Annotated in this window: 31 protein-coding genes and 1 pseudogene; 14 read left to right on the top strand and 18 right to left on the bottom strand. The window is 49.7% G+C overall.

Annotated elements, in window-relative coordinates; translation table 11 throughout:
• Positions 1–8: 8 nt before the first annotated feature.
• The 7 genes from IEV98_RS23165 (at position 9) to IEV98_RS23135 (ending at position 3,860) form a co-directional block, all read left to right on the top strand.
• Positions 9–962, top strand: coding sequence for an MBL fold metallo-hydrolase (locus IEV98_RS23165; RefSeq protein ID WP_188508445.1), 954 nt, complete (start codon positions 9–11; stop codon positions 960–962).
• 26 nt (positions 963–988) lie between these two features.
• Entirely contained in the window at positions 989–1,732 is a 744-nt protein-coding gene (locus tag IEV98_RS23160; RefSeq protein ID WP_188508444.1) for a YciE/YciF ferroxidase family protein, read from the top strand.
• A 61-nt stretch (positions 1,733–1,793) separates the two neighbouring features.
• Positions 1,794–2,183 (top strand): hypothetical protein, encoded by a 390-nt coding sequence (locus IEV98_RS23155; protein ID WP_188508443.1) that lies wholly within the window; start codon positions 1,794–1,796, stop codon positions 2,181–2,183.
• Between the two features lie 20 nt (positions 2,184–2,203).
• Entirely contained in the window at positions 2,204–2,401 is a 198-nt protein-coding gene (locus tag IEV98_RS23150; RefSeq protein WP_188508442.1) for a KTSC domain-containing protein, read from the top strand.
• Positions 2,402–2,471: 70 nt separating this feature from the next.
• On the top strand, positions 2,472–2,996 hold the full coding sequence (locus IEV98_RS23145) for a CinA family protein (protein ID WP_188508441.1): 525 nt from the start codon (positions 2,472–2,474) through the stop codon (positions 2,994–2,996).
• Between the two features lie 96 nt (positions 2,997–3,092).
• Positions 3,093–3,587 carry an SRPBCC family protein gene (locus IEV98_RS23140; protein WP_188508440.1) on the top strand — a complete coding sequence of 165 codons (495 nt, stop codon included), beginning with the start codon at positions 3,093–3,095 and terminating at the stop codon, positions 3,585–3,587.
• 45 nt (positions 3,588–3,632) lie between these two features.
• The gene (locus IEV98_RS23135) at positions 3,633–3,860 is read left to right on the top strand and encodes a hypothetical protein (RefSeq protein ID WP_188508439.1); all 228 of its coding nucleotides are present in this window, start codon (positions 3,633–3,635) and stop codon (positions 3,858–3,860) included.
• 43 nt (positions 3,861–3,903) lie between these two features.
• Here the strand turns inward: IEV98_RS23135 and IEV98_RS23130 are convergent, their stop codons facing one another.
• From IEV98_RS23130 to IEV98_RS23115, 4 genes are all read right to left on the bottom strand, one after another.
• Positions 3,904–4,575, bottom strand: coding sequence for an SRPBCC family protein (locus IEV98_RS23130; RefSeq protein ID WP_188508438.1), 672 nt, complete (start codon positions 4,573–4,575; stop codon positions 3,904–3,906).
• A 15-nt stretch (positions 4,576–4,590) separates the two neighbouring features.
• On the bottom strand, positions 4,591–5,358 hold the full coding sequence (locus IEV98_RS23125; protein ID WP_188508437.1) for a metallophosphoesterase family protein: 768 nt from the start codon (positions 5,356–5,358) through the stop codon (positions 4,591–4,593).
• A gap of 13 nt (positions 5,359–5,371) precedes the next feature.
• Positions 5,372–6,118 (bottom strand): nucleotidyltransferase, encoded by a 747-nt coding sequence (locus tag IEV98_RS23120; protein WP_188508436.1) that lies wholly within the window; start codon positions 6,116–6,118, stop codon positions 5,372–5,374.
• 93 nt (positions 6,119–6,211) lie between these two features.
• Positions 6,212–6,583: a hypothetical protein gene (locus tag IEV98_RS23115; RefSeq protein ID WP_188508435.1), complete on the bottom strand. Its 372-nt coding sequence runs from the start codon at positions 6,581–6,583 to the stop codon at positions 6,212–6,214.
• A gap of 140 nt (positions 6,584–6,723) precedes the next feature.
• Here IEV98_RS23115 and IEV98_RS23110 point away from each other — a divergent pair, with 140 nt between their 5' ends.
• Positions 6,724–7,731 (top strand): AraC family transcriptional regulator, encoded by a 1,008-nt coding sequence (locus IEV98_RS23110; RefSeq protein ID WP_188508434.1) that lies wholly within the window; start codon positions 6,724–6,726, stop codon positions 7,729–7,731.
• A 5-nt stretch (positions 7,732–7,736) separates the two neighbouring features.
• On the opposite strand, the gene IEV98_RS23105 is transcribed toward IEV98_RS23110, so the two are convergent.
• Both IEV98_RS23105 and IEV98_RS23100 read right to left on the bottom strand, forming a co-directional pair.
• Positions 7,737–8,486 carry a murein L,D-transpeptidase catalytic domain family protein gene (locus IEV98_RS23105; RefSeq protein ID WP_188508433.1) on the bottom strand — a complete coding sequence of 250 codons (750 nt, stop codon included), beginning with the start codon at positions 8,484–8,486 and terminating at the stop codon, positions 7,737–7,739.
• A gap of 65 nt (positions 8,487–8,551) precedes the next feature.
• Positions 8,552–9,565 (bottom strand): L,D-transpeptidase, encoded by a 1,014-nt coding sequence (locus IEV98_RS23100; RefSeq protein WP_229738934.1) that lies wholly within the window; start codon positions 9,563–9,565, stop codon positions 8,552–8,554.
• 166 nt (positions 9,566–9,731) lie between these two features.
• On the opposite strand from IEV98_RS23100, the gene IEV98_RS23095 reads away from it, so the two are divergent.
• Positions 9,732–9,989: a SemiSWEET transporter gene (locus tag IEV98_RS23095; protein WP_188508432.1), complete on the top strand. Its 258-nt coding sequence runs from the start codon at positions 9,732–9,734 to the stop codon at positions 9,987–9,989.
• A gap of 9 nt (positions 9,990–9,998) precedes the next feature.
• On the opposite strand, the gene IEV98_RS24615 is transcribed toward IEV98_RS23095, so the two are convergent.
• The 8 genes and pseudogenes from IEV98_RS24615 to IEV98_RS24555 form a co-directional block, all read right to left on the bottom strand.
• The gene (locus tag IEV98_RS24615) at positions 9,999–10,127 is read right to left on the bottom strand and encodes a hypothetical protein (protein WP_262892497.1); all 129 of its coding nucleotides are present in this window, start codon (positions 10,125–10,127) and stop codon (positions 9,999–10,001) included.
• 30 nt (positions 10,128–10,157) lie between these two features.
• Positions 10,158–10,859, bottom strand: coding sequence for a hypothetical protein (locus IEV98_RS23090; RefSeq protein ID WP_188508431.1), 702 nt, complete (start codon positions 10,857–10,859; stop codon positions 10,158–10,160).
• Between the two features lie 129 nt (positions 10,860–10,988).
• Entirely contained in the window at positions 10,989–11,342 is a 354-nt protein-coding gene (locus IEV98_RS23085) for a hypothetical protein (protein WP_188508430.1), read from the bottom strand.
• Positions 11,343–11,525: 183 nt separating this feature from the next.
• Positions 11,526–11,999, bottom strand: a complete 474-nt coding sequence (locus tag IEV98_RS23080; protein WP_188508429.1) for an SRPBCC family protein — start codon at positions 11,997–11,999, stop codon at positions 11,526–11,528.
• Positions 12,000–12,003: 4 nt separating this feature from the next.
• A complete protein-coding gene (locus tag IEV98_RS23075; protein ID WP_188508428.1) occupies positions 12,004–12,954 on the bottom strand; it encodes an SRPBCC domain-containing protein in 951 nt (316 codons plus the stop codon).
• Positions 12,951–13,301 carry an ArsR/SmtB family transcription factor gene (locus IEV98_RS23070; protein ID WP_229738933.1) on the bottom strand — a complete coding sequence of 117 codons (351 nt, stop codon included), beginning with the start codon at positions 13,299–13,301 and terminating at the stop codon, positions 12,951–12,953. Before IEV98_RS23070 ends, IEV98_RS23075 begins: the two co-directional genes overlap by 4 nt.
• A gap of 82 nt (positions 13,302–13,383) precedes the next feature.
• Complete coding sequence (locus tag IEV98_RS24775) at positions 13,384–13,560, bottom strand: AraC family transcriptional regulator (RefSeq protein ID WP_371870702.1); 177 nt, start codon at positions 13,558–13,560, stop codon at positions 13,384–13,386.
• Positions 13,490–13,750 (bottom strand): annotated as a pseudogene (locus IEV98_RS24555) (DUF6597 domain-containing transcriptional factor); the annotation flags it as partial. The pseudogene IEV98_RS24555 and the gene IEV98_RS24775, both read right to left, overlap by 71 nt.
• 182 nt (positions 13,751–13,932) lie before the next feature.
• On the opposite strand from IEV98_RS24555, the gene IEV98_RS23060 reads away from it, so the two are divergent.
• The 5 genes from IEV98_RS23060 to IEV98_RS23040 all read left to right on the top strand — a co-directional run bounded on the left by IEV98_RS23060 (position 13,933) and on the right by IEV98_RS23040 (position 16,387).
• Positions 13,933–14,427: an RNA polymerase sigma factor gene (locus IEV98_RS23060; RefSeq protein ID WP_188508425.1), complete on the top strand. Its 495-nt coding sequence runs from the start codon at positions 13,933–13,935 to the stop codon at positions 14,425–14,427.
• Positions 14,411–15,061 (top strand): hypothetical protein, encoded by a 651-nt coding sequence (locus tag IEV98_RS23055; protein WP_188508424.1) that lies wholly within the window; start codon positions 14,411–14,413, stop codon positions 15,059–15,061. Before IEV98_RS23060 ends, IEV98_RS23055 begins: the two co-directional genes overlap by 17 nt.
• Before the next feature lie 2 nt (positions 15,062–15,063).
• Positions 15,064–15,543, top strand: coding sequence for a hypothetical protein (locus IEV98_RS23050; protein ID WP_188508423.1), 480 nt, complete (start codon positions 15,064–15,066; stop codon positions 15,541–15,543).
• A gap of 236 nt (positions 15,544–15,779) precedes the next feature.
• A complete protein-coding gene (locus IEV98_RS23045; RefSeq protein ID WP_188508422.1) occupies positions 15,780–16,010 on the top strand; it encodes a hypothetical protein in 231 nt (76 codons plus the stop codon).
• Between the two features lie 8 nt (positions 16,011–16,018).
• Positions 16,019–16,387: a type II toxin-antitoxin system VapC family toxin gene (locus IEV98_RS23040; RefSeq protein ID WP_188508421.1), complete on the top strand. Its 369-nt coding sequence runs from the start codon at positions 16,019–16,021 to the stop codon at positions 16,385–16,387.
• A 35-nt stretch (positions 16,388–16,422) separates the two neighbouring features.
• On the opposite strand, the gene IEV98_RS23035 is transcribed toward IEV98_RS23040, so the two are convergent.
• The 4 genes from IEV98_RS23035 to IEV98_RS23020 all read right to left on the bottom strand — a co-directional run bounded on the left by IEV98_RS23035 (position 16,423) and on the right by IEV98_RS23020 (position 22,003).
• On the bottom strand, positions 16,423–17,295 hold the full coding sequence (locus IEV98_RS23035) for a helix-turn-helix domain-containing protein (RefSeq protein ID WP_229738931.1): 873 nt from the start codon (positions 17,293–17,295) through the stop codon (positions 16,423–16,425).
• 61 nt (positions 17,296–17,356) lie between these two features.
• Complete coding sequence (locus IEV98_RS23030; protein ID WP_188508420.1) at positions 17,357–17,995, bottom strand: peroxiredoxin family protein; 639 nt, start codon at positions 17,993–17,995, stop codon at positions 17,357–17,359.
• 1 nt (position 17,996) lies between these two features.
• Positions 17,997–19,295 carry a spondin domain-containing protein gene (locus IEV98_RS23025; protein ID WP_188508419.1) on the bottom strand — a complete coding sequence of 433 codons (1,299 nt, stop codon included), beginning with the start codon at positions 19,293–19,295 and terminating at the stop codon, positions 17,997–17,999.
• Positions 19,296–19,984: 689 nt separating this feature from the next.
• Positions 19,985–22,003 carry a BCCT family transporter gene (locus tag IEV98_RS23020; RefSeq protein ID WP_188508418.1) on the bottom strand — a complete coding sequence of 673 codons (2,019 nt, stop codon included), beginning with the start codon at positions 22,001–22,003 and terminating at the stop codon, positions 19,985–19,987.
• Positions 22,004–22,045 lie beyond the last annotated feature (42 nt).

The following is a 22,045-nucleotide window of genomic DNA, read 5'->3' as shown; positions in this document are numbered from 1 at the left end:
GAGATACGATGAATCAACATGAAACGAAACAACTGACTACCGTTCCGCCGGGATGCGAGCAGGTGGCGACCGGCGTTTGGCGCCTGAGGATACTTTTTGTGAATGTATATTTTGTGGCAACGGACGATGATCAATGGGTATTGATAGACGCCGGACTCAAGAGTGGGGCAGCCAAGATCGCGAAAACGGCCAACCAATTATTCGGGGATAAGCCGCCCGCAGCTATTATCCTCACCCATGGCCATTTCGATCATATCGGGTCGTTGCCCTCCTTACTTCGCATCTGGGATGTCAAAGTTTATGCGCATTCCATGGAATTACCGTATTTGACGGGACATGCGGCGTACCCCCCGCCTGACCCGGGTGCCGGCGGCGGGATGATGAGCTGGATGTCGTTTCTGTATCCCAACGAGCCCGTAAACTTAAATAATGACGTCCAAGCGCTTGCAAAAGATGGGAGCATTCCCTTCCTTACAAAATGGCGGTATATCCATACACCGGGGCATGCTCCTGGGCACATTTCGCTATTCCGAGATGCCGATGGCGTCCTTATCGTGGGCGACGCCTTCGTGGCGACCCATCAGGAATCGGCCTTTTCTGTTTTACTGCAAAGAAAACAACTGTCCGGTCCTCCGAAATATTTCACCTACGATTGGGAAACGGCAAAGACATCCGTTAAAAAGCTTCAGGAGCTTAATCCGGCCATCGCGGTTACAGGGCATGGAAAGCCGTTTGCCGGTCGCGAACTGACCGAAGGGCTCGCCGACTTGATCCGAAACTTTCAAACGGTAGCTGTGCCATCCAGCGGCAGGTACGTCCGTCGGCCGGCCCTAATCAATAAACGAGGCGTGAAGCGGCTTCCGGCCGCCGAGGGTCTACCCAAGGCCACATTGATTTTCTCCGTGGCCGCGGCTGTGGCCGTCGTCGGTGGATTTGCTGTCGCCCAGCTTAGGCGACGGTAGTAACAAAAAAACTAAAAATTGCACATATGGCAACTCAAGAACAACAATCACCGTCCGCTCTGGAACTCTTTTTCCGGCGGACGTTGCAGGAAATCTACTGGAGTGAACTCCATTTACGCGATGTGTTGGAGACCATGGCGGAGCGCGCGGGTACGGAAGAGCTAAAGTCGGCATTCCACACCCATCGCTTGGAAACGAACGATCACGTAAGCCGACTGGAGAAGATTTTTCACCAGAAAAACATGGGTGCGCAGCCCGTGTTTTGCCTAGGAATGCAAGGGCTGTTTGATGAAGGCTGGCAGGTAATTGATGAAACCGAAGCGGGCTCGGCCCACCGCGATGCCGCATTGATCGTGGCCGCACAAAAGGTAGAACATTACGAAATCGCCACTTATGGCAGCTTGCGCACATTGGCTAAAACGTTGGGCTGCGAAGCAGCGGTTGGCCTGTTCGAACAGACGCTGGCCGAAGAGAAAAAGACTGATGGTATCCTGACCGAACTGGCCGAGAAAGGCATCAACGCAGCGGCAGGTATCGAACCGTTGGCAGAAGAGAAGTCACCACCGCCAGATACCGGTAGCATCGGTACGGAATCCGAGTCGACGGCAAACGCCATGAAAGAAGCGGTCGACGGCTTAGATGCGGGCGCAGGGAGCGCCGATGCCAGCGAAGGCGTTGAAGCCAGTGCTCCAGGTTCGGCGGACGCACTGCTTTTCGATGACGATGGAAAACCCAAAGGCAAAAGAGGTAACGCGCGCAAAAAAAACTAGGGTAGCTCTGAAGCGAATATACCCAAACAAACTTGACCATCGTAAGGTTAACCTCAAAGAGATGCAAACCGATTTGCATAGAAAGGAAGGAATTGTGAAATTTAATATCCCCGACTTTACATTGCTGGCTGCGGTTCCGCCGGATTCGTTAAATGGCAGGGTGGTTATTTTCCACTTTCCCACGCATACCGTTCTTGAGCTATTGGAAGCTCAAAGTCCGCTCCTGCCATCTATCAGCCCTCGATATGAATGGGAGCGTATCAACAAATACGGCGAAATCGACAGGTTTGTATTCATCGTGCACCGTTACGTGTCTGACAATTTGGCTACGGTGTTTGAGGAGGCCAAGGACTGGTACATTCATATTTTGGATTCGTTTGAAGAAAGCGAGGACGCGATGGATGAATTGCCCAGCACTTGGGATAAGCACTCCGATGATCTGCCCAATTAATAGCGATATCACACAGCGATATGCCATCGAGCGTCATTAAATTCATGGAATATCAGGAAGACAGCAATACACTCAAAATCACGTTTCAAACAGGTGCTGTATACCATTACTACGATGTTCCGGAATTTGTGTACATCGGCTTGCGGCAGGCGCGGTCGAAAGGGCGTTACCTCAACACGCAAATTGTTGGTCAGTTTCCATTCAAGCGACTGCAATGAGCTGCTTGTCAACAATTGGTACAGAGACGGTTAAAACTCAACAAAGCAACAGCAAAGCAACTGTCAACATATGATCGACACACCATTTTCAGCAATCCTGGCGCACGCGCAAGCCGAGGTTGGGCAATGTAGTGAACTCCTCGCCCAGCATGGGCTTACCATCGCCTTTGCGGAAAGTGCTACCGCAGGCTTTCTCTCCTTTTTATTTTCATTGGCAAACCGATCGGGTGACGTGTTGAAGGGGGGCGTTACCTGCTATGACGCCTGCGTAAAAGAAGACGTATTAAACGTATCGCCGTCACTTCTCGAGCGCTTTACACCGGAATCGGAGGAGGTTTCGGCGGCCATTGCCGAAAGCCTGGCGCATATGATTTCCGCAGACATCCACGTAGGCATCACGGGGCTCACGAAGCCCGGGGGTAGCGAATCGCCGGAGAAGCCCGTTGGAACAATGTTTACGGCGATCAAAGCCAAAAACTGGCAGGTATCAGACCGTAGCACGTTTAGCGGTGACGAACAGCAGATCATTGCGGCGGCCGCCTCCAATCTCTGCCAGATCATTCATCGTCAACTTATGGAGCATCCCACGCCTTAAAGTCAGCATCTGCGTAATGCCACGGAATCAAACAATACGCTTCCCCTACCTGTTATCTAATTATACAATGGTACTCATCAAAGATAAAACGGCAACATGGGAAAGGTAATACGTAAACAGATCGATGTAGATTTATCCAGTGAGCAGGCGTTTAATGCATTTATCAGCGAACTGGCACTGTGGTGGCCTAAAGCATATACATGGTCAAAAGATAAATTAGTGGAAATCAGCATACACCCGATACCCGGAGGGCACTGCACAGAAAAAGGGCCCAATGATTTTCGATGCGACTGGGGAACCGTTTCAGCCGTAAAACATGGTGAGTATATCACGGTCATGTGGCAAATCAGTCCCTTCCGTGTGCCCGAACCTGATCCAGACAAGGCGAGCGAGGTGACGATCGGCTTCCGGACGATTACCGACGGACAAACCCGGATTGAGCTCCGGCATGACCACTTCGAAAACCACGGAGAAGGATATGAAAAATACAGCGACGCGATGGACGGCGAACAGGGTTGGGATTATTTATTGGCCTGTTTCGCAAAACATGCACGAAGCGGAAGCGGCATTACCGCTGAGGTAAAATCATAGCGGCGAGAGTCGTACTGAACTAACAAAAAAGGAGGACAATTCATCATGACGAACAACAAAAAACAACAGCCGCCGGTCGACCCGGAGCGCATGGAAAAAGGAATTGCCGAAAACGAGCGGGCCGGCCATGAGGCCTTTGATCGGCAGCAGCAATATGACAATTCGGATGATGATGACGCGAGCATCCGTGAAACCAATGATCCCAATGAGGTGGATCGTGAAGGCGGTGACTTAGCCGGCACCGCATCGGGCAATTTGGATGACGACGATTGATTGACAAAATCTGGAACAAGGCGATTACTTATTCTTCAGACCGTTACGTCGAAGATGCATTCGGGGAAACTAAATCAGCTTCCATCACCCGTTTGAAATTGCGGATCTCTTCTTCAATCACACGCTTAAAAAACGGGTTGAGTAATTTGGCCACGCCGGTTCCCAAGCCGCCCGCTGGGGGATGGTAACTGAATACCACACGTACTTCCGTACCCAGGCGACCTGGTGCATCATACAGCTGTACTTTTCCTGCGTTCTCGACGGGCGACCCGCTTACAGATTGCCAACCAATCAGGTAGCCGGGCTCATCCTTTACAATTTCGGCCTCCCATTCAATCGTCCCACTTGTGCCCGGCATCCTTGCCAGCCAGTGCGACCGCTTATCACTCAGCTCCTCCACCTTCAACAGATGGGCCATGAAATTCGGCAGATTACTCAGTTTCCGCCAATAGCCATACACTTCAAACCGAGGCTTATTCACCGTTACGATGGTTTGAATATTGATGGCCGGATTATGGGTTCCCTTCTTTCCCATCCACCGGTTAACCGGGCAATAGCCCCCTATCCCCCTAGCCAATAAATAACCAGCGGTGCCCAACTTTATAAACGGTCGATGCCTGATGGTACGCAACGATTGGTACAACAGGTAAGACCCCAGCGCTACGGATACTATGCGTTCGCTGGTACTCACATTTTTGGCGAATTTGCGGCTCATGTTCTACGTGTTTCGTTATGATGAATGTTGCAAATCAGTGGCTTCCAATTCCAGTAGATGGAATGGATAAGGCTTATCCTGATGGGCTAATAGCGGCAATGAAACGTTCCATACAGAAATTCCATCGGGTGTCTGGGCCTCCCGTTTACCCTTATGGGCATGTCCGTGAAATACCGCTTCGACCTTATGCCGTTGCACGGGTTCCAGCAGCCGGGACGACCCCAGAAAGGGGTAGATTTCCAACGGCTCCCCTTCTACGGTAGCCGAAATCGGTGCATAATGCATAATGGCTATCTTATGCACTTCGCCCCCATGTTGCCCCAAGCGCGCCAATGCCCGGTCCAATTTCAACGCTTCATCCACTGCCTCCTGTACGAATAGTTTCATCATCTCTTCGCCGAATTTCGAAAGCATCGCCGCATCGAAGCCACCGCCAAAGCCCTTCACTCCGGCAAATCCCACCCCGTTGATGATGGTCGATTCACCATCCAGGATTTGTATATTGGCATGCGCCAGCGTCTCTTTGATGATTTTCTGGCGTCCCTTTTCATAATCGTGGTTGCCCAATACCCCTACCATGGGGATGGTGCATCCCTTTAGCTCATCCACCAGCAATGCGGCTTCATCTTCGTCGCCGGTATCGGTGAGGTCACCGGCCAGCACCAATATATCCGCTTCCCGGCAAATCGCAGCAAAATATTCCTTCCATTTTCCGCGGTCCGTCTCACGGACGTGTAAATCGCCCACCGCCGCTATCCGTATCTGTTCTTTTTTTTCTTCCATCCTTATTTTCTCTTCACACCGTCTTGATGGTGTATGATTTGTAATTCCATTCTTTGATATCCACTTCGTATTGCGTTTGGTCGATGAGCGGGCCCCGGCATACCTTTTCGACCGACGGGGGCAACTCATACTGCGCACTTGCGCGCTTCATCAGCTCCTGGAATAGCCAGTCGGGCACGATGCACCGGTAATCGGACGGGTAGACGAATTGGAAGATGAGCAATTGTGCCAATAATAAGTGCCAATGCGCATCGAGGTGCTGCAACAACCGTTCCCAATCCAAGCGATGCCCCGTTTTCAGGAACATGTGGTTGATGTCTGCGCTGTCGTTCCGTTCACGGTTCTGCACGTAGCTTTTACACCAAATCAACTCCTCCGGAGCCATGAAAGGTGCCGTCACACCAAAGAAGTCGCCTTCTTCAGCGTGATCGAGCCAGGATTCGTCAACCCTGCATATCCCGTTCACCGTATCGAAAATAATGTCTATGAAATGGTCCCCTTTAAATACTTTGGCCAGCCACCGCGAATCCGTCAATTCCACCCGGTACCCGTTATCGGCAAAGCATTTTAGTAATTGCGGATAATCTTTTGGCTGGCAGAAGATATCGAGGTCTTTCGTATCGCGATGTATGCCGGTATAAAACGATATCGCAAAGCCACCGCCTATCATAAATTCGCAGCCACAGTCACGCAGCAGGGTCACCGCATTGCGGTAAACATCAGTCGGGCTTTCATATCCGTCGTTCAAAAGAATATCCATACGCCATAGTTATCTGTTGTTAAAGACAACCTTAAGGCACAGATGTTTGAAAAATCATGCATATTCAACCGATTTCTACCCGTTCGCCAGTTTCTATCGCCCGGTAATCAATGCCTTGTTTTGCAGGTAAGCCATTGCGCCTACCCATGCCGCTACTCCAAGGATAAACAGGGTACCCCACAAGCTAATCATGGTAAACACCGCTGCCGCACAAACCACACTCGCCACTACCCAAATCATATCCAGTGCGATAACTACCCGCACCCATACCGTTCGAATGGGCACTGCCAACGCCGTAACAGCGACGAGGAGTGCATAGAGTACCAAGAATATCCCGACACCTGTAAATGGCGCCAGGCTTACCAGTTGGAAGATGTCGGCAAATACACGGGGTACTGCAGCCAAAAGTAAACCGGTGATTCCTGAACTGATGGCGTTTAAAAGCAAAATGTTCTTTAGTTTCATAGCAATTGTTTTTTTTCAAAGGTATCCCCGAAAAACGATTTCGCTTTTTTCACTTTGCGACAAAATATTACCATCTTACGACAAACGCGTCGTCTTTCAGCGGCAGCGGAGCGAAGAAAAATTTAGTTAAGTTTGTAGCTATGAATTACAAACAAACCTTTTTTCAGGCACTAATTATATTTTGCGAAGAAAGGAATATCGACCCGGCCTACCTGGCAAGAAGTTCCGGCTTTGACTTGCGCGACCTGTATTCCGACTGTAATTTCACACTGACTGACCCCGAAACAGAAACGTTGTGGAAGAACATCGTCAAACTTTCAAACAATGAGGCTATCGGGCTTCAATTCGGATACACCATGCAAGTAGCCGCGTTAAACCTCGTCGGGCAGGTCATTTTAACCAGCAACACGGTTAGGGATGCGTTAATGATGGTCAGTTCGTTATTACACCTCTTTACCGATCTTTATACCATGCGTATCGAAGAAGGCGAAAAGACATTCAAGATTAGCTACACAAGAAATGAAAGGCATAAAACCCTGATCAACGCCAATCATCAAATGGGCGACTTTTTGACAGCCTTTACGCTCCATGAACTGCGGGGATTACTCGTTAAGCGGCCCAAGCCGATTCTTGTAACCTTACCAACTTATAATAAAGCGTTTGCAAACCAATATGACGAAATTTTACAAGGCCCTGTAAGAAAGGGAGATCGCTATTTACTGGAATTTGACAATGCATACCTGGATACGAAAATTATCACTGCAAATTATGGATTGCAAAAAACCTTTTTGGATCAGATTCCCCTATTGAAGGAACGGGTTTCCAACAAGGGCGCATTCGCTACTACGATATATAATTACCTGTTCAGTAATTCCTACCTTTACACATTGTCAATGGAATCCGTGGCCAATAATTTCAATATCAGTGTACGAACCCTTCAACGGAAATTAAAAGAAGAACACCTTACTTATTTCGAGCTTGTAGAAGATGTGCGTAAATCGTTAGCGATTCAATACCTGCGAAATGATTTCATGTCGATAAAAGAGATTGCCGACACATTGGGTTATGCGGAAGTCAGTGGATTCATAAGGGCTTTCAAGCGATGGACCAACAAATCCCCCACAGCATTTAAGCGGGAGTACATGTAAGCATGCTACTGCCCTTTTTGAGCGAGTAACATCTCAGGCAGCGCGGTATGGTCTTTCAGGATCGCGCTTTTTGCCAGATAATCTTCATTATCCGCATAGATAAATAGCAGGCTGCCGCCTTTGATGGTATCGATGATCGGTTTGTTTAGCGCACGCGGCAATGCGGGGCAGCCATAACTTCTTCCCAGTCTGCCTGTAGCTTGGATAACCGCTTCACTGCAATAATCCGCACCGTGCATCACAATGGCCCGGGCCATGGCTTGGTCATTGATGCCGGGCTCCTGGCCCGCCAGGCGAAGGGAATAGCCGTTGCGCCCCTGATAGGTCGCATCGGTGAGGTAAAACCCCAGTGAGCTCTGCAACGAGCCGTTTATGTTGGAAAATTCGGTGGCGTAGTTACCGCCGCTGTTGCGGCCGTGCGATACGATGGTGTGAAACAGCAGCTTTCTATGCTTCATATCTAGCACATATAAACGCCTTTCGGTAGACGGCAGGGAGAAGTCGATGACAGTAAGCAGGTTTTTATTGGCCGCCGGGATCGCTGCGTAGCCCACCATTGCTTGTTCAAACGCCTCGTACTTGAGGATGGATTGAAGCTTCAGGCTATCGTAGAGCTGTTTGGTTTCAGACACTTCTGGCAGCCGCGTGCCGATGGAATCCGTCGGCTGGGCGACTGCTTTTTCTTTTATGGGTAAGGGATGGAACGCTAAGGTCGTCAGCACCGCAACAATCATCACCAATAATAACTTTTTCATACGCACTTTTCTCTGCTCCGCTGCAAAGATACCAATATTTTGAAAATCAAAGTGTTAAATAAATGTCATTCAATCACAATGACCAAGGCGTGCAGCGCTTTTGCCCAATCGTATATGAATTTAGCGTGTGATGTCGCATTGCGTACGCACATGTGCGACCGGGGCACAGTGCCAAGCGTCGGGCTATGTTCGATGATTTCACCTTCCGGATCCTCTGTCGGCACACCATGTACATAAGCCCCATTCGTAAAGCGGCTGGCATGCGGAGCATAACCTTTGATGACTTTGGTGCCATCTTCCGTATACAGCATTTTGGGCTTTTTCTCCTGGAGCACAAAGATGCCCAGCGGCGTCTCCATCGCATAGGGCGGGTCGTGCTTGCCGGATGTGGCCGGATTCATACTCAAGATCTGCCAAGCGCCCCCATCGGAACGTTCGAGGGTGGCGATATTTTGGTTGGTGACATCCACAACCACCACTTGGTCAAACCGTGCGCTGTCGCTCAGCGGGGTTACGTACTGTTTGGGTACCTCCCAGCTTCCATCGAATGACGGGCCGGCCACCTTTATGCGGGCCGCGGTATCGCTGCTCAACAGCTCCACGAGCCATCCGTCGCGGCCATAGATGAGGGGAGCATCGCTGTTTCCCGGCTTATATAAGGGTATCGACTGGTCGCGTGCGGTGCCCAGCGTATCCGAAAGCCGATCATGGTCATCCTGCACGGGTGTGGCCACTGCGGGAGCTTTCCCATTGATGTTGTTGTAGTTTTGCAATACGGCGAAGCGCTTGCTGTCCAGCTGTAAATTTTCAATGATCGCCAGCTGTTCCTTGATCTTATCCCATTGGAATACGCGCACAGTATCTTCATACGCGTATTCGTCTTCCAGCGTATACCGGTTGTACGAAATGGCTTTGGTCAGCGCAATCTGGTCCGCGGTTAGCTGCGGTTGTGCCGTTTCTTTGGGCTCGTGCCGCTCAGCGTCGTCGGCTGTCTGGCGCTCGCCGCACGAAAAGAGCAGCGATGTTGCCAGTAACAACATCACATACAACGGCATTTTCACGTGATTAGCGATTTCCATGGTGTTTGCTGCTTTGGTTTCATTCAAGAATGACAACAAACACCTGGAATTGTTGGAAAAAACTCAAATCAAAACAGCGGGCCGTTGGTTTATTACTTGTAATAAATACATACGCCTTTGGCGGGCTGATCCGGCACTGGTGAGTAACGGCCATTAACTATCATCAATGACTTACGAAACGATAATTGGGATTGCAGCGGGGACCTTTACTTCTGCAGCCATGTTACCCCAGCTGATTAAAGTGATAAAAACCAAAGAAACAGCTGACCTGTCTATCACCATGATTTGTGTGCTGATAACCGGTGTCAGCCTATGGGTTTACTATGGTTTCCTGCAAAATGAAATCCCGATTATACTCTCAAACGCATTTTCGGTACTTGTAAATTTAACACTCCTCATCTTCTGGTTCGTTTTCAGAAAGTAGGCGTACGCATTATTCGGGGATGATCGAAATCTGCCCGTCCCGTTCCAGCACGGCATACTTGATCTGTTCGAGTCTTTCCAAGCCGTGGCTAAGACGGGCAGCTTCGAGGATATAAAAAAGGGGTGATAGAAAAAACATCCATCACCCCTACAAACACACAACAGTCAATTAGTGATCGTGCCCGTGTTCGGCATGGATCTCGAATTTCAGTTCAAGCACATTTTCGCCCGCAAAAGCCGATGCGTAATCGTCGCGGTTCCAGTCCGTGCGTTCAATCGTTGCCTTTACACCCGCGTTCAGCTTGCGCAGCACGTAGGTCACCGCCTTGGTTGGCCCTTCGTTGTCATGCCCAATGGTAAAGTAGCTCAGGATACCCGTCGTTTCGTATTTCCCCTCCACGGCAGCACCATCGCCGTAGGTTTGTTCACGCGGCTGGAAGATGGCCCCGCTTTCGTCGTCAGAATCCGGATTCAGGATAAAATCCCCGCCGATCAGAAACGCTTTGTGCAGGTCGGCGGTCGCCTTGTTCGCAATGAAATCATTCTGTACCTCTTTGCCGGTGTAATCCCACGCTTTCAGCTCAATTTTGTAGGCAGCGTCGACCTCCAGGTGCAGGTGACCGTTGGCCGTGGCGGTGCCGTTTCCGTCAAATTTGATTACGATCGATTCGCCCTCCGTGCCGCCATCCAGGCCATGGAAATGGTCGCCGTGCGCTTCCACCGTTTCGCCGCTCACTTCGGTGAGGATCAATTCCGCCCGTTGGATGCCCCCGGGGATCGGTTCGCCGCCGTCGTCTTTGTTACAGGATGCCAGTAAAAAGAACGCACAGGCTACCCAGGCAAATGCTACTAATTTGTTTTGCTTTTTCATTTGTAATTTGATTTTTATTGTGAGATAATGGATTGACTAATGGACACATCTCTCCTGCCGTCACCTAGCTATGGTCACGTCGGAAAAAACGACCGATAAGAATTTGATGTACTGATTAACGGGGAATGGTTAAATCAGGTTGGAACTGGCTGGCGGTCCCTTGTTGATGTATTGGTTTCGGGGCCCAGTGCAGATCTTTCTATGGCTAAGCTGCCCTAGCTGCGCAACGAACGAACGAGCAGGGATGGAAAACGTAAAGGATACGCGGGCACCGGCTTCCTTTGGGGCGAAATGGACGTAGCACGCACAAAAATCACAATCCGACGTATGATCAGGGTTGTGATGGTTATGATCTTCAACCTGTTCTTTTTCGTGAGCATGCGTATGCGTGGCCCGCATCAGCGAAATGCCGACAACCGCAACGAGTACGGCCATCGCAACGATACGCATCAATACTTCCGATAGCTGAAAATAACGCCTCATAAATTTTGCATCAAAGTTGCATTAAAACTTTTAAAACAACAATGATTTTCTCAACTTTCGCAACTATGTTGCATAAACACCCTTCAGGAAAGCTGGGTGTCAGTGGGTTTTATTGGAGATCCAAACGAATCTCGGACTGCATCCGTAGTTGCAGTAATGTAGCGATTTGATTTTTCATGTCCATCATTTTTGTGGCGTATTGGGAAACTTGTCCCTTACTAAGCTCAATTCGATACCGAATTCCAGCCAGGCTTTCAGTCCGTCCAGTACGGTGGTGAATCCGCCGGTATTGTCCTTGATGGCTTCGATCAGTTCATCACCGGTTTGATGGAAGCCGTAATTTTTGATCACCACATAGGTGGTGTCAGTGGTCAGGGCCGTAAACTCAAAATCAACCGTGGTTGTGGTACCTGGCGTGTTGTCCCATTCGATGGAGATTTTCTCGTTGGGAATGATTTCCTTTACCCGCACATCACTAGCTACGTTGTACATTTCCCATCCCCAGGTAACCGTCCTGCCCGGCTCCAGTTTTCCGCTGGATTTGGTAAACCAGAATTTGGTGGTTACAGCCGGGTCAATGAATGCTTCAAAAACGATTGCGACGGGCTTCCTGATCATCATTTGGGTTTCTACCATCGGTAACTTCGTATTTTCCATGACTTTATCTATTTACGTTATTCAAAAAATCCGGCAGCATTTTGCCGATGATTTCATTCCAGCCCCCCGTGAAGCTCTTCCATGCAAAATCGGCATTGTCCTGCGGGAAGGTTTCCAGTCCGTGATGAGTAAGTTTCAGCTTCGTTTTATTTCCCATTTCAGCCAGTTCGAATGTCACCAGTGAATAACCGGGATGCCCTTCATATTGCCAGCTGTATTGCAGCTTCTTTTGGGGAACCACCTCGGTAACGGTACACCGGTGGATGTACTGTGCTCCCTTATGGCCCTGGCCCGGGAACGTGAAGTGGAAACCGACTTCGGGTTTAAAGTCATCTAGATCAAAGTACCACTGTTTTAGCTGAGCTTTGTCGGCAATGGCCCGCCAAACCTGTTCAACAGGCTTATCAAGCACTTTTTCAACCACTACCGGTTGATGTTTCAGGAGTTCAGGATAGGCCGCATAGGCGGCGTCGGCATAATGGACCTGCGCCTTATTGTGCTCACCAGCCGTATCCGCTACGCCAAATGGGTACATTTTTTCGCTACCATCAAGCCGTTCTGCCAGCAGATCAAGCAAGTCGTGGAAACCAGCAGGGGCGTTTACCGCATAATCTGCCGTCAGCTTGCTATACGTGAAGACCAACCGTGTCGTGTGTTCGTCCCGCGCGGCCAATTCCCAAACGGCCAGCTCACCCTCCCATGTCCACGCAAACCGGTTGGGCGGTTCAATGACCACGATCTCGCCATAAGACGCGGTCTTTTCCTCATCCCTGAACTGAAACGTGATGGCACCCCCCGGCCGGAAATCCAGTTTGATATCCGTAAACCAGAATTTCAGTTCCTCAGGGTTGGTGATGGCATTCCAAACCTTTTCAATGGGGTGATTGAACACCCGTTCGAAAACGACTTGATAGCCGTCCTTTTCCTTTGCTAATTTTCCTAATGGAGCTTTCATCGTATTTTTAGTTTATCGTCCGCATGACTACTATCACTAATGCCGTTCAGGTAATTTTCCAGGGCGTCCAGTTTCTGTGCCCAGAATTGCCTGTATTGTGCTATCCACTCGTTTACCTCCGCAAGCTTATCCAACTTGGCTTCGCAGATGCGCTCGCGTCCCTGCTGCTTCATCGCCAACAGGCCACATTCGGCAAGTATCTTTAAGTGCAGGGAAATCGCCTGGCGACTAACGTCGAACTGCTCAGCGATGGTATTCACGTTGGTCGGTTGCTTGGCAATCATCCCGATGATTGCCCTGCGTGTCGGGTCAGCTATGGCTTGAAAAACATCCCTTCGGGCTTCCATAATATGCAAGTATATACTTGCAAATATAAGAGCAAGCATTCACTTGCGCAAGTTTTTCTTTTAGTTTACCACCGTGGGAAACTCAGCTGATTAAATGGGGGAAATTGGGTAGCTGTTCGGCGAAAGCACGTGCGAAGTGCCGTGGTGAGTAACCAACAAAGGCCTTAAATGTGCGGATGAAATGCGGCTGGTCGGCATAGCCATGTGCAAACGCCAAGTCGGTAAATCGATTCGATCCGCCTTCGCGAAATTGCTGCATGGCGGCCTGAAATTGACAAATCCGTGAAAACAATTTCGGGGGTACCCCGATGGAAAATCAGCCCCGGTAAGCCATCAGCAATGGTGGTAAAGGTGTAGGGTGCCGGTATCTCGTCAGCATTGGCCAATGTCCAGAAATACTGCACATAAGGAACTAGCGGCGGTATTGGAGCGAATCTGTGGAATTCCATCACCCTCAAAGGTAGTCATGAAAAATTAATTCAAGAAACGCGTACAAGTTTATGTATCTTGAGTATTGGATCAGCTTATCCCTTTAAAACGGCGTCGGCTCGGGAAAGGAAAAAAACAAAGGAAGTGTAAAGTTTGATCAGGTGGAGCCACTAACTAAGGAAAGCATGCAGCAGCAAACAACGTGAGTACAGATTTTTACCAAACATCGATTTTACCTTTCGCCGCCATCATCATCAAGATCTGCCGGGCATATACGCATTCGCAGGAAGACTTTGAAGATTATTACCAGGAGGTATGCCTGCAAATCTGGCGGAGCAAGGCTAATTTCCGCGAACAGTGCACCTGGTCTACGTGGGTATATCGCGTTTCGTTAAACGTGTGCCTCACGCTACTCAAAAAACAGAAAACCAACGCGCGGCGGTATATTACTCCGGATGTGCTGCCGGATGTGGCCACCGTTAATAACCGGGCTTTCGACAACGAGCCACTCAACCAATTGTATGCGGCCATCAAGCGATTGTCCGAAGTCGACCGGGCATTGATCCTGCTGTATCTCGATGAAAAATCGTATCCGGAAATCGCCGAGGTGCTTGGCACCAATGCAAACAATATCGGTGTCCGCGTGAGCCGGATTAAAGAACGTTTAAAGAAAATACTCCATGAAGAATTCGATTGAAACCATTTGGAAAGAAGGCTTTCTGAATGAAAAGCAGCTGGTCGCTCCGCAAATAAACGACCTGTACAACCGGAAATCCATCCATGTCGTTGACCGGGTGAAACGGATGTTCCGCATCAACTTTGTGCTGATCATCGTCTTAGCGATTGTGTTGCCCGTCATCTCCTATGCGGTGCATGCGCTTTGGCAGGGGCTTGCCGTGTCTGCATTGCTGCTGCTTACGGCATGGTACAACCACCGGCAGCTCCGTGGCCTGTCCACGCTAGATCAGGGCGCCACCAGCCTGGCATACCTCCGGGCATTCGATCAATGGCTCAACGACGTACTGGCCCGGAGCGTGAAAGTAGCGCGCTTCTCGTATCCGCTCTATTTTCTGATTGCCCTAAGCATAGTCTGGTCCGCATGGAACGGACCGGAGGGACCGGGCGCCAAAATCCGTGAGAAGTTTCCGGAGCTAACCGTTATCGGCAATGTGCCCATCGCTGCGCTGGCCATCGCCGGAGCGGTCGTCCTGCTCATGTTCTGGTTTTCCGACCGGATTTACAAATGGGATGTGCGGCTGATGTACGGCCGTGTATTCAGCAGACTGAAGCGCACCCTTGCCGAAATGGAAACCTTACAACACGAAGCATAACCATGGAAGTAAAATTAACAGACAGCACCACCTTCCGCCTTACCGCGGACGGCCAGCCGCTAGGCGAACTGGTTTACAGAAACCGGCTATTCCTGAGCGCCGAAATCAAGCTCGCCGACGCCCGCGTGTATGCCATCAAACCGGTCGGCATTTTCGGCACGCGGATCAGCATATCGGAAGGCGGGGCGGAAATAGCCACCTTGCACATGGACTGGCGCGGCCGGATCGTGTTTGCGTTCCATGACGGCCAGGCGTATACCCTCAAAGCCCAGGGCATCCTCCACGATACGTACACCGTCAAAAACCGGGATGGCGAACAGCTGATTGCGTTTGATCCGAAAATCAACTGGAATCACCTCAACTACGATTTCGGGATTACGTTCGGCAGTGAGCCGCCAGCTGCTTTGGTAATCATGGTTGCCCTATACGCGGCAAACTACCTGATTGCTTCGCTGTCTGGTGCGATGGCGGGGATGGCGTAAACCTTCAACCAAACTCGTACATAAAAATGTGTAATATACCAGAAACTCGTACATGTTTATGTTGCATTCTGGCAAATTCCGAAATATTCTTTCCGGCATTAGCTTTGAAAAACCTGCTGAAATGCGCCGGGTTTTCAAAACCCCGGCCCTCTAAATTTCGGGGTAAGTCCAGAGTATTAAAGCCTTGCTTTTGTTAGTCGCATTTTTTACTTTTGTAAATATCGATAGATAAAGCTATGGAATTAATTCTGAAATCCAGCAACGAGCAGAGTATTGCCAAAGTCTTAGCCTTAGCAAAGAAATTGAATATGAGTGTTGAGCGCAGAGAGGTCAGTGCAGACGACAAAGAACGAAAAGCGTTAAAGACCCGGATTTTAAAGTTTAAAGCGAAGAGCGAAAATCCATTTGGCGATGCAGCTGAGTGGGAACGAAATGAGCGGGAAGACCGTGAATTGCCTTTTTCCTAGACCATCTTATGGGATTTCTTATCGATAGTAATATTATAATCTATTCACTTTCAGAAGATTTTCAATATCTAAGAGCCTTACTGGTAGAAGATTCTTGCCATGTTTCTGAAATATCCCGTGTTGAGGTGCTCGGTTACCATGGTTTGAAAAATGTTCATAAAAAGTACTTCTTGGACGTATTTAGCTACGTCTCTATCATTGCTCCCGATAATGCAATTTTCGACAAAGCGATTGACATACGACAGCAATATAACTTAAAGTTGGGCGACAGCGTTATAGCCTCAACAGCAATTATACATCACTTGGATTTATATACCCGCAATTTAAAAGATTTTGAACGGATAGCAGAAATAAACTGCATCAATCCAATCGTTTAATACCCAGCTTTCAACTACTGAGTCCCCGTACAACATCATAACGAAGCGGGTGTGCAACTCTTTTTGATAAATTCCGAAATATTCTTTCCGGCGTTAGCCTTGAAAAACCGGCTGAAATGCGCCGGGTTTTCAAAACCCAGCTCATAAGCGATTTCCTTGGCCGACTTGTCGGTATAATGCAAGTACCGCTTGGCTTCAAGCAGGATCCGGTTGCGGATTACCGTGGAAGGCGTGGGTTGCTTCAGCAATGCAAAAACATTGCTCAGTGTCTTGGGCGCCTTATTCAATGCATCCGCATAAAAACTAACCTCATGCTCCCGCCTGAAATGCATTTCTACCAGCAACGCATAATTGCGGATCAGGTCCATTTTCTCATCCGGAAACAGCCGATAGCTTTCGCATTGCTGTTTCGCCATCCGTGTCGCTTTGATAATCACCCGCTTCAACAACGTCCGCAGCATTTCACCCTGGAAATTATCCCGGAGCATCAGCTCCGTGGAAAAAACACCTTCCATATAAGTTATGTCGCTCACATCCGCTGCATCCAACCGGATGAACATCGGATGGTGGATACCATAAAACAGGAAGCCCACACACCCCACTTCGGCATCGTGATTAACGATGCAGTAAAATTCGCGGTTGAACTGCCAGGCAACCAGCGCTTCGGGATGCTCAAATACGAAATGCTGGTTGGATACCAAGGGCAGGATGCTCTGCGCAGGCATCGTATAGGGAATCTCGTCAATGACCACGCTTTGTTCCGCGCCTTTATTGAAAACAAAGGTATTGATGGGGTGCGGGGCGGGATTGCTTAAGCCTTGCCCCGAAAACAGGCTGTTGCCGCTGTGCATCACAAAGCACCCGTTTGTCGTTTCTTCCAAGTATTGCCGGACCATCTTTTGGTTCATGTGGTGATAAGCAACCAAATTACGTCAACAGCCGTGCCGAAATTCCCACGACCTTACTACCTCAGCGTTCACTACGGATGCTTTTGGCCGCTGCCAAGAGCAACGCAGCGCTCAGCCGTTGCTTGAAATCCGGATTGACGTATTCAAACTGGATGACGCCGGCCTGATCAACGATGAAAACCGACGGAACCGGAAGCAATAAATCGGTATTCTTGCCACCGGTTGTCTTCGGCAGCATGCTCCAATAGGCTTCCGGCGCTTTGTAGGCAATGCCAAACTGCTTGGCCAATTGCAGGTCCGCATCAGACAGCAGGGTATAGCCCAATTTTTCCTTCACGGCCGACTCCCGGAGCGCCTCAGGGCTATCGGTACTGATTGCCAGTAGCTGATACCCCAATTTTTCCAGTTCGGGCATGGCCTCCTGCAATCCCGCCAACTGCAGGGAGCAGTACGGGCACCACCCCCCGCGGTAAAAAACCAGCACGGTGGGCTTGGCCGCTACGGTTTCGAGCAGGTCAACCTCCTTAGCCGAAGCACCCTGCAACGTTGCTTGGGGTATCTTCTCACCATACAGCAGCGGGCTGATGTCTTCCGGCCGTTGCACCACGTGCTGACCCGCTTGCTGCGCATGCAAACCATTTATGAATAGCAGGCCCATCACTAAAGCCGCTATCCCATACATTAAGGTTCTTTTGTTCATTTTAATGAAGGGTTACTTTCAACATATCCCCAATTTCGGGCAGTGTGGTAAACGCATTCGGATTCGGCACCGCCTCAATGGCCTTGCTTTCTTCCAGTGGCGTTCCGGCCAAATTGACCTGGGTGATCCCAGCACCCGGAAACTGGTTCACGGCCGTTCCGTTGTCAAACAGTCCGATGGACTCCGATATATCGCCTTTCTGGGTTGCATCTACCCCGTTATCCTTGGATGCAAAAAACCAGTCGTTCGAAAACCCGTACATGGTTGCGATGGCCAAGCGATCGCCCTTGGCTACCTGCAGCTGCTGCGAAACACTGCTTCCCGGCTGGCCGCCGATTTTGGGGAGCAATACCATGGTGTTTTCCGCGGGCAGTACGTACACATCACGTACGCCGTCCACCGTTTTCAGGTAAGCCGCCAGCATCGCTGCGTCTCCCGTTTGTGCCAACGCCTTCAACCCCTTGCCACGGTCTTTCTCACCGGTTTTGTACAGTGGATTTTCCGCCCCTTTATACACCACAACCAAGATCGGCGAAAACGGTGTAAAGATACCGGTTTGCTCCGCCAGATAGTCCCCTAAAGTGCTATTATCACCCATTTCGGCCAGCTCGGTCAGGCCATTTGCGGTAGGTTTTCCTGGTTCATAAAGCGGGTTCGGGCTCAGCAGGTCGCTCCCGGCGATATAAGAGATCGCCCATACCCCGGGGCTGAAGGGTGTTGCATTGGCCGTATTGCCAGACGTGTTGGCGATCGTCAGCGTAAACATCGAGTTGCCGTCATATTTCAGCGTGGCTTTCATCATCGCTGATGCCTGTGCGTAGGTATTTCCCTGCGCATCTGTTCCGCTCACTTCCATCACGTTTTTTGACGCACTTTCCGCCATGCCTGGATGGCTCACCGACTCGCCGGGCGCCTGGTTGATGCGCGTACCGTTGTCCCACAGCTTAATCGCAGACGAAACATCCCCCTCCATCGGCATCCCCGCTTCGTTGTATAAGGCGATACCCGGGTTTGCGGGCGCAAAGAACAGGTCGTTTGACCATCCGTACATCGTGGCAAAGCTCACCGCCTGACCTTTCGCCGCTGAAAACTGAAAAGAAATAGACGCACCCGGTAAAATAACGGGTACTTCTCCAGTGTTCTGAAAGGTTCCTGTCTGCACAAGCGGCCTCGAATCCAACACATTTTCCACGGTAATCATTGTCGTTGTTCCGGTCATGTCTTCACCGCTTTTTTTACACGATGTGGCCAGTGCCAGCAGCGCGATCAAGGACATTCCGGTTAGTTGTTTGTTGTACATACTATAGTTCTCCTTTCTGAGTATGACAAATATCGCACGATAAGACCGCGCGCCTGTTACCCATAGTTCCCGATGAGTTACCGATTTGTCCCGAATCCATCTGTGCGCTTGCCATTTTTCAAGAAAGGCATCTAACAGCGCTTTTCATTGTACCACGGGAAAACCAGCAGAAACACTTGGGCACGCAGTCGCTATAAGAGCTCAGGCCGTCATATACCGCATTATTTTCGCTTGCGGAGATTGCTTTTTTAAACTAAGTTTGTTATTCGGTACGCATGGCTTGGATGGTGTCCGCTTATCAATCATTAACATGATGCCCACAGAAACAGTCCACGTAAAAGAGATCGCGCCCATTTCCTCTTTTGAGGAATTTGGCGTGAGGTTGGCCAGCATGGCACCGGCACTCGATGAAGAGACCGACTTGGTATAATACCCCAACAGCGAGCATGGTTACGGCTATGGTATACAGAACCCCCTTCCACACCTATTATTTCGGAATCGTCTATCAGGGCTCTACATCGAGCTCATACCCATTCCTGAGTGCGGGCGAGTTTTCATTGCGACTGGTGTGGATTCCGAAAGCGATGGCTGCACAGCACCCTACAGTTGATTTAAATAATTTAGCTGATGTGATAAGACTTTTAATATAAAGCAACACCGGTAAAGCAATTCATATTATTTTTTCGGATTCATTCGTCATCCGGCGTGTTCTTAAAACTATTGTCCGTAAACAGTTCGTTTTTGACCTCTGCGGCGAGCCCCAGAAAGCGTTCATACTGCCGCAACACATCAGCGATCACTTCTTCCTGAACAAAATACTCCATGTTGTAACCAATTCGGTTGTCGCCAAAATACGATTCAGGGATGTACGTGCGGTGTTTATCGAGATCGGGGAGGTTTTCCTCACTAACTAAAAAATCAGACACTTCTTTTTGCTGGCAGCGTACCCCATACTTAAAATTGTCGATGCGCTCATGGCGTATCATCAGCTCCACCCATGTATGGTCGCCGGCCGCGGTTACACTGGCGGCTACATCCCGTCGATTAAACTCCTCGGCGAGTTCGCGAAGCGACGGGTCGACCGTATTCCGGATAAAATCCGCTACGGCGTCCCGGTCTTTGAACGATAAGATGCGATGAAGACGTTCTTTCCAGCGCACACCCGACCAATTGATGGTCGCGGGCGAAAATCCCTTTCCATAGTAGTTGCTATCAGCGATCAGGCCCTGCATCAGGCTATAACAAAACAACAGCATGAGCAGGGAAAAAGGAAGCGCCGTAATCAGGGTCATGGTTTGAAGGGCACTCAAGCCACCGGCGTTAAGCAACACCAGCGCCAAGACGGCTAGCAAAAGCCCCCAGAAAACCAACTGCCACTTAGGAGACCTGACCGCATTCTTTGTCGCGATGCTGTTCATCACAAAAATCCCCGAATCCGCCGACGTCACAAAAAAAATAAAAATGATAAATATAGCGAGTAGCTGGGTTACCCCTGCTGCCGGAAAGAATTCCAAAAACCGAAACAGCAATTCGTCGGTCCGATCGGCCATACTGCTCAGCAGACCATTCAACCGGTTCCGATCCAACCAGGTGGCGCTGTTACCGAATACGGACATCCAAAGAAAATTGAACGCAGTAGGGATAATGAGCACGGCACCAATAAACTCTCGGATCGTGCGGCCACGCGATATTTTAGCGATGAATAAGCCGACATACGGCGACCAAGAGATCCACCATGCCCAATATAGGATGGTCCAACTAAAAAACCAGGGATGCACCCCGGGCTCATAGGCATGCGTGTTGAATGTCAGGTCAAAAAACTCATTGATATAGTTCCCCAATCCTTCGGAAAACGACCCCAGTACAAACACAGTCGGCCCCAACGCCAACACAAACAACATCAATATCACGGCAGCCACGATATTGGTCTGACTCAGAAATTTCACGCCCTTGTTTACTCCAGACGTTGCGGAAATGATCGAAATCGCCATGATCACCGCCACGATGGCGATCTGGTAGCCGAAGCCCCGGCCAGCCATGACGCCGACCTCAACAAGGCCCGCATTCAGCTGAACTACCCCAAACCCCAGTGTCGTCGTGATGCCGAAAAACGTACTGCATAACGCAAACGTATCAATGATATCACCCGTATACCCGTTTATTCGGCCTTTCAGGATCGGGTAAAAACAACTTCGCAAGGAAAGGGGCAATTTATACCGGTATGTAAAATAGGCCAGCGACAATCCCACCACGCCATAAATTGCCCAGGCATGAATGCCCCAATGAAAAAACGTATATAGCTGCGCGTCTTTCGCCCGCCGGATTTCGTCGTATTGCCCGAATGCTTGCTCCGAAAAATGAGAAATCGGTTCAGCCACACTGAAGTACATCAGTCCGATACCCATGCCCGCCGCAAACAGCATGGACACCCAGGAGAAAAATGAATATTCGGGCTTCTCATCGTTGTCACCCAGTTTTATCGAGCCGTATTTGCTCACCACCAGGAAAAACAAAAAAAACACGAAGACCGTGACTGTCCAGATATAAACCCAATTGAGATTGGTAAATATAAATCCTTGAACCTGACTGAGCAACGCAGCCATTCGGTTTGGAAAAAAACTCGAAATGAAAGACACAGAAAGGATAAACACCAGGCTCGGTACGACCACTCCTTTCTTGAATGTAGTATTTCTTGCTAGTTTCCGCATGAATAGCAAACAAGTTTAACGCCGTAATGTGTTATAAAAAAT

The organism is Parapedobacter pyrenivorans, assembly GCF_014636865.1.
Taxonomy (GTDB): domain Bacteria; phylum Bacteroidota; class Bacteroidia; order Sphingobacteriales; family Sphingobacteriaceae; genus Parapedobacter; species Parapedobacter pyrenivorans.
Note: the sequence above shows the minus strand (reverse complement) of the source record. Positions and strands in the feature narration are given on the sequence as shown.

Excerpts from the sequence above, each read along its gene's own strand:
- IEV98_RS24615 (WP_262892497.1), bottom strand. The coding sequence starts at position 10,127 with ATGTTTTTTCTATCACCCCTTTTTTATATCCTCGAAGCTGCCCGTCTT.
- IEV98_RS23030 (WP_188508420.1), bottom strand. The coding sequence starts at position 17,995 with ATGAACAAAAGAACCTTAATGTATGGGATAGCGGCTTTAGTGATGGGC.
- IEV98_RS23115 (WP_188508435.1), bottom strand. The coding sequence starts at position 6,583 with ATGAAACTAAAGAACATTTTGCTTTTAAACGCCATCAGTTCAGGAATC.
- IEV98_RS23165 (WP_188508445.1), top strand. The coding sequence starts at position 9 with ATGAATCAACATGAAACGAAACAACTGACTACCGTTCCGCCGGGATGC.
- IEV98_RS23020 (WP_188508418.1), bottom strand. The coding sequence starts at position 22,003 with ATGCGGAAACTAGCAAGAAATACTACATTCAAGAAAGGAGTGGTCGTA.
- IEV98_RS24775 (WP_371870702.1), bottom strand. The coding sequence starts at position 13,560 with ATGCAGCAATTTCGCGAAGGCGGATCGAATCGATTTACCGACTTGGCG.
- IEV98_RS23035 (WP_229738931.1), bottom strand. The coding sequence starts at position 17,295 with ATGAACCAAAAGATGGTCCGGCAATACTTGGAAGAAACGACAAACGGG.
- IEV98_RS23125 (WP_188508437.1), bottom strand. The coding sequence starts at position 5,358 with ATGGAAGAAAAAAAAGAACAGATACGGATAGCGGCGGTGGGCGATTTA.
- IEV98_RS23105 (WP_188508433.1), bottom strand. The coding sequence starts at position 8,486 with ATGAAAAAGTTATTATTGGTGATGATTGTTGCGGTGCTGACGACCTTA.
- IEV98_RS23155 (WP_188508443.1), top strand. The coding sequence starts at position 1,794 with ATGCAAACCGATTTGCATAGAAAGGAAGGAATTGTGAAATTTAATATC.
- IEV98_RS23110 (WP_188508434.1), top strand. The coding sequence starts at position 6,724 with ATGAATTACAAACAAACCTTTTTTCAGGCACTAATTATATTTTGCGAA.
- IEV98_RS23120 (WP_188508436.1), bottom strand. The coding sequence starts at position 6,118 with ATGGATATTCTTTTGAACGACGGATATGAAAGCCCGACTGATGTTTAC.
- IEV98_RS23095 (WP_188508432.1), top strand. The coding sequence starts at position 9,732 with ATGACTTACGAAACGATAATTGGGATTGCAGCGGGGACCTTTACTTCT.
- IEV98_RS23055 (WP_188508424.1), top strand. The coding sequence starts at position 14,411 with ATGAAGAATTCGATTGAAACCATTTGGAAAGAAGGCTTTCTGAATGAA.
- IEV98_RS23100 (WP_229738934.1), bottom strand. The coding sequence starts at position 9,565 with ATGGAAATCGCTAATCACGTGAAAATGCCGTTGTATGTGATGTTGTTA.
- IEV98_RS23130 (WP_188508438.1), bottom strand. The coding sequence starts at position 4,575 with ATGAGCCGCAAATTCGCCAAAAATGTGAGTACCAGCGAACGCATAGTA.
- IEV98_RS23150 (WP_188508442.1), top strand. The coding sequence starts at position 2,204 with ATGCCATCGAGCGTCATTAAATTCATGGAATATCAGGAAGACAGCAAT.
- IEV98_RS23070 (WP_229738933.1), bottom strand. The coding sequence starts at position 13,301 with ATGGAAGCCCGAAGGGATGTTTTTCAAGCCATAGCTGACCCGACACGC.
- IEV98_RS23050 (WP_188508423.1), top strand. The coding sequence starts at position 15,064 with ATGGAAGTAAAATTAACAGACAGCACCACCTTCCGCCTTACCGCGGAC.
- IEV98_RS23135 (WP_188508439.1), top strand. The coding sequence starts at position 3,633 with ATGACGAACAACAAAAAACAACAGCCGCCGGTCGACCCGGAGCGCATG.
- IEV98_RS23025 (WP_188508419.1), bottom strand. The coding sequence starts at position 19,295 with ATGTACAACAAACAACTAACCGGAATGTCCTTGATCGCGCTGCTGGCA.
- IEV98_RS23085 (WP_188508430.1), bottom strand. The coding sequence starts at position 11,342 with ATGAGGCGTTATTTTCAGCTATCGGAAGTATTGATGCGTATCGTTGCG.
- IEV98_RS23040 (WP_188508421.1), top strand. The coding sequence starts at position 16,019 with ATGGGATTTCTTATCGATAGTAATATTATAATCTATTCACTTTCAGAA.
- IEV98_RS23075 (WP_188508428.1), bottom strand. The coding sequence starts at position 12,954 with ATGAAAGCTCCATTAGGAAAATTAGCAAAGGAAAAGGACGGCTATCAA.
- IEV98_RS23160 (WP_188508444.1), top strand. The coding sequence starts at position 989 with ATGGCAACTCAAGAACAACAATCACCGTCCGCTCTGGAACTCTTTTTC.
- IEV98_RS23045 (WP_188508422.1), top strand. The coding sequence starts at position 15,780 with ATGGAATTAATTCTGAAATCCAGCAACGAGCAGAGTATTGCCAAAGTC.
- IEV98_RS23145 (WP_188508441.1), top strand. The coding sequence starts at position 2,472 with ATGATCGACACACCATTTTCAGCAATCCTGGCGCACGCGCAAGCCGAG.
- IEV98_RS23140 (WP_188508440.1), top strand. The coding sequence starts at position 3,093 with ATGGGAAAGGTAATACGTAAACAGATCGATGTAGATTTATCCAGTGAG.
- IEV98_RS23080 (WP_188508429.1), bottom strand. The coding sequence starts at position 11,999 with ATGGAAAATACGAAGTTACCGATGGTAGAAACCCAAATGATGATCAGG.
- IEV98_RS23090 (WP_188508431.1), bottom strand. The coding sequence starts at position 10,859 with ATGAAAAAGCAAAACAAATTAGTAGCATTTGCCTGGGTAGCCTGTGCG.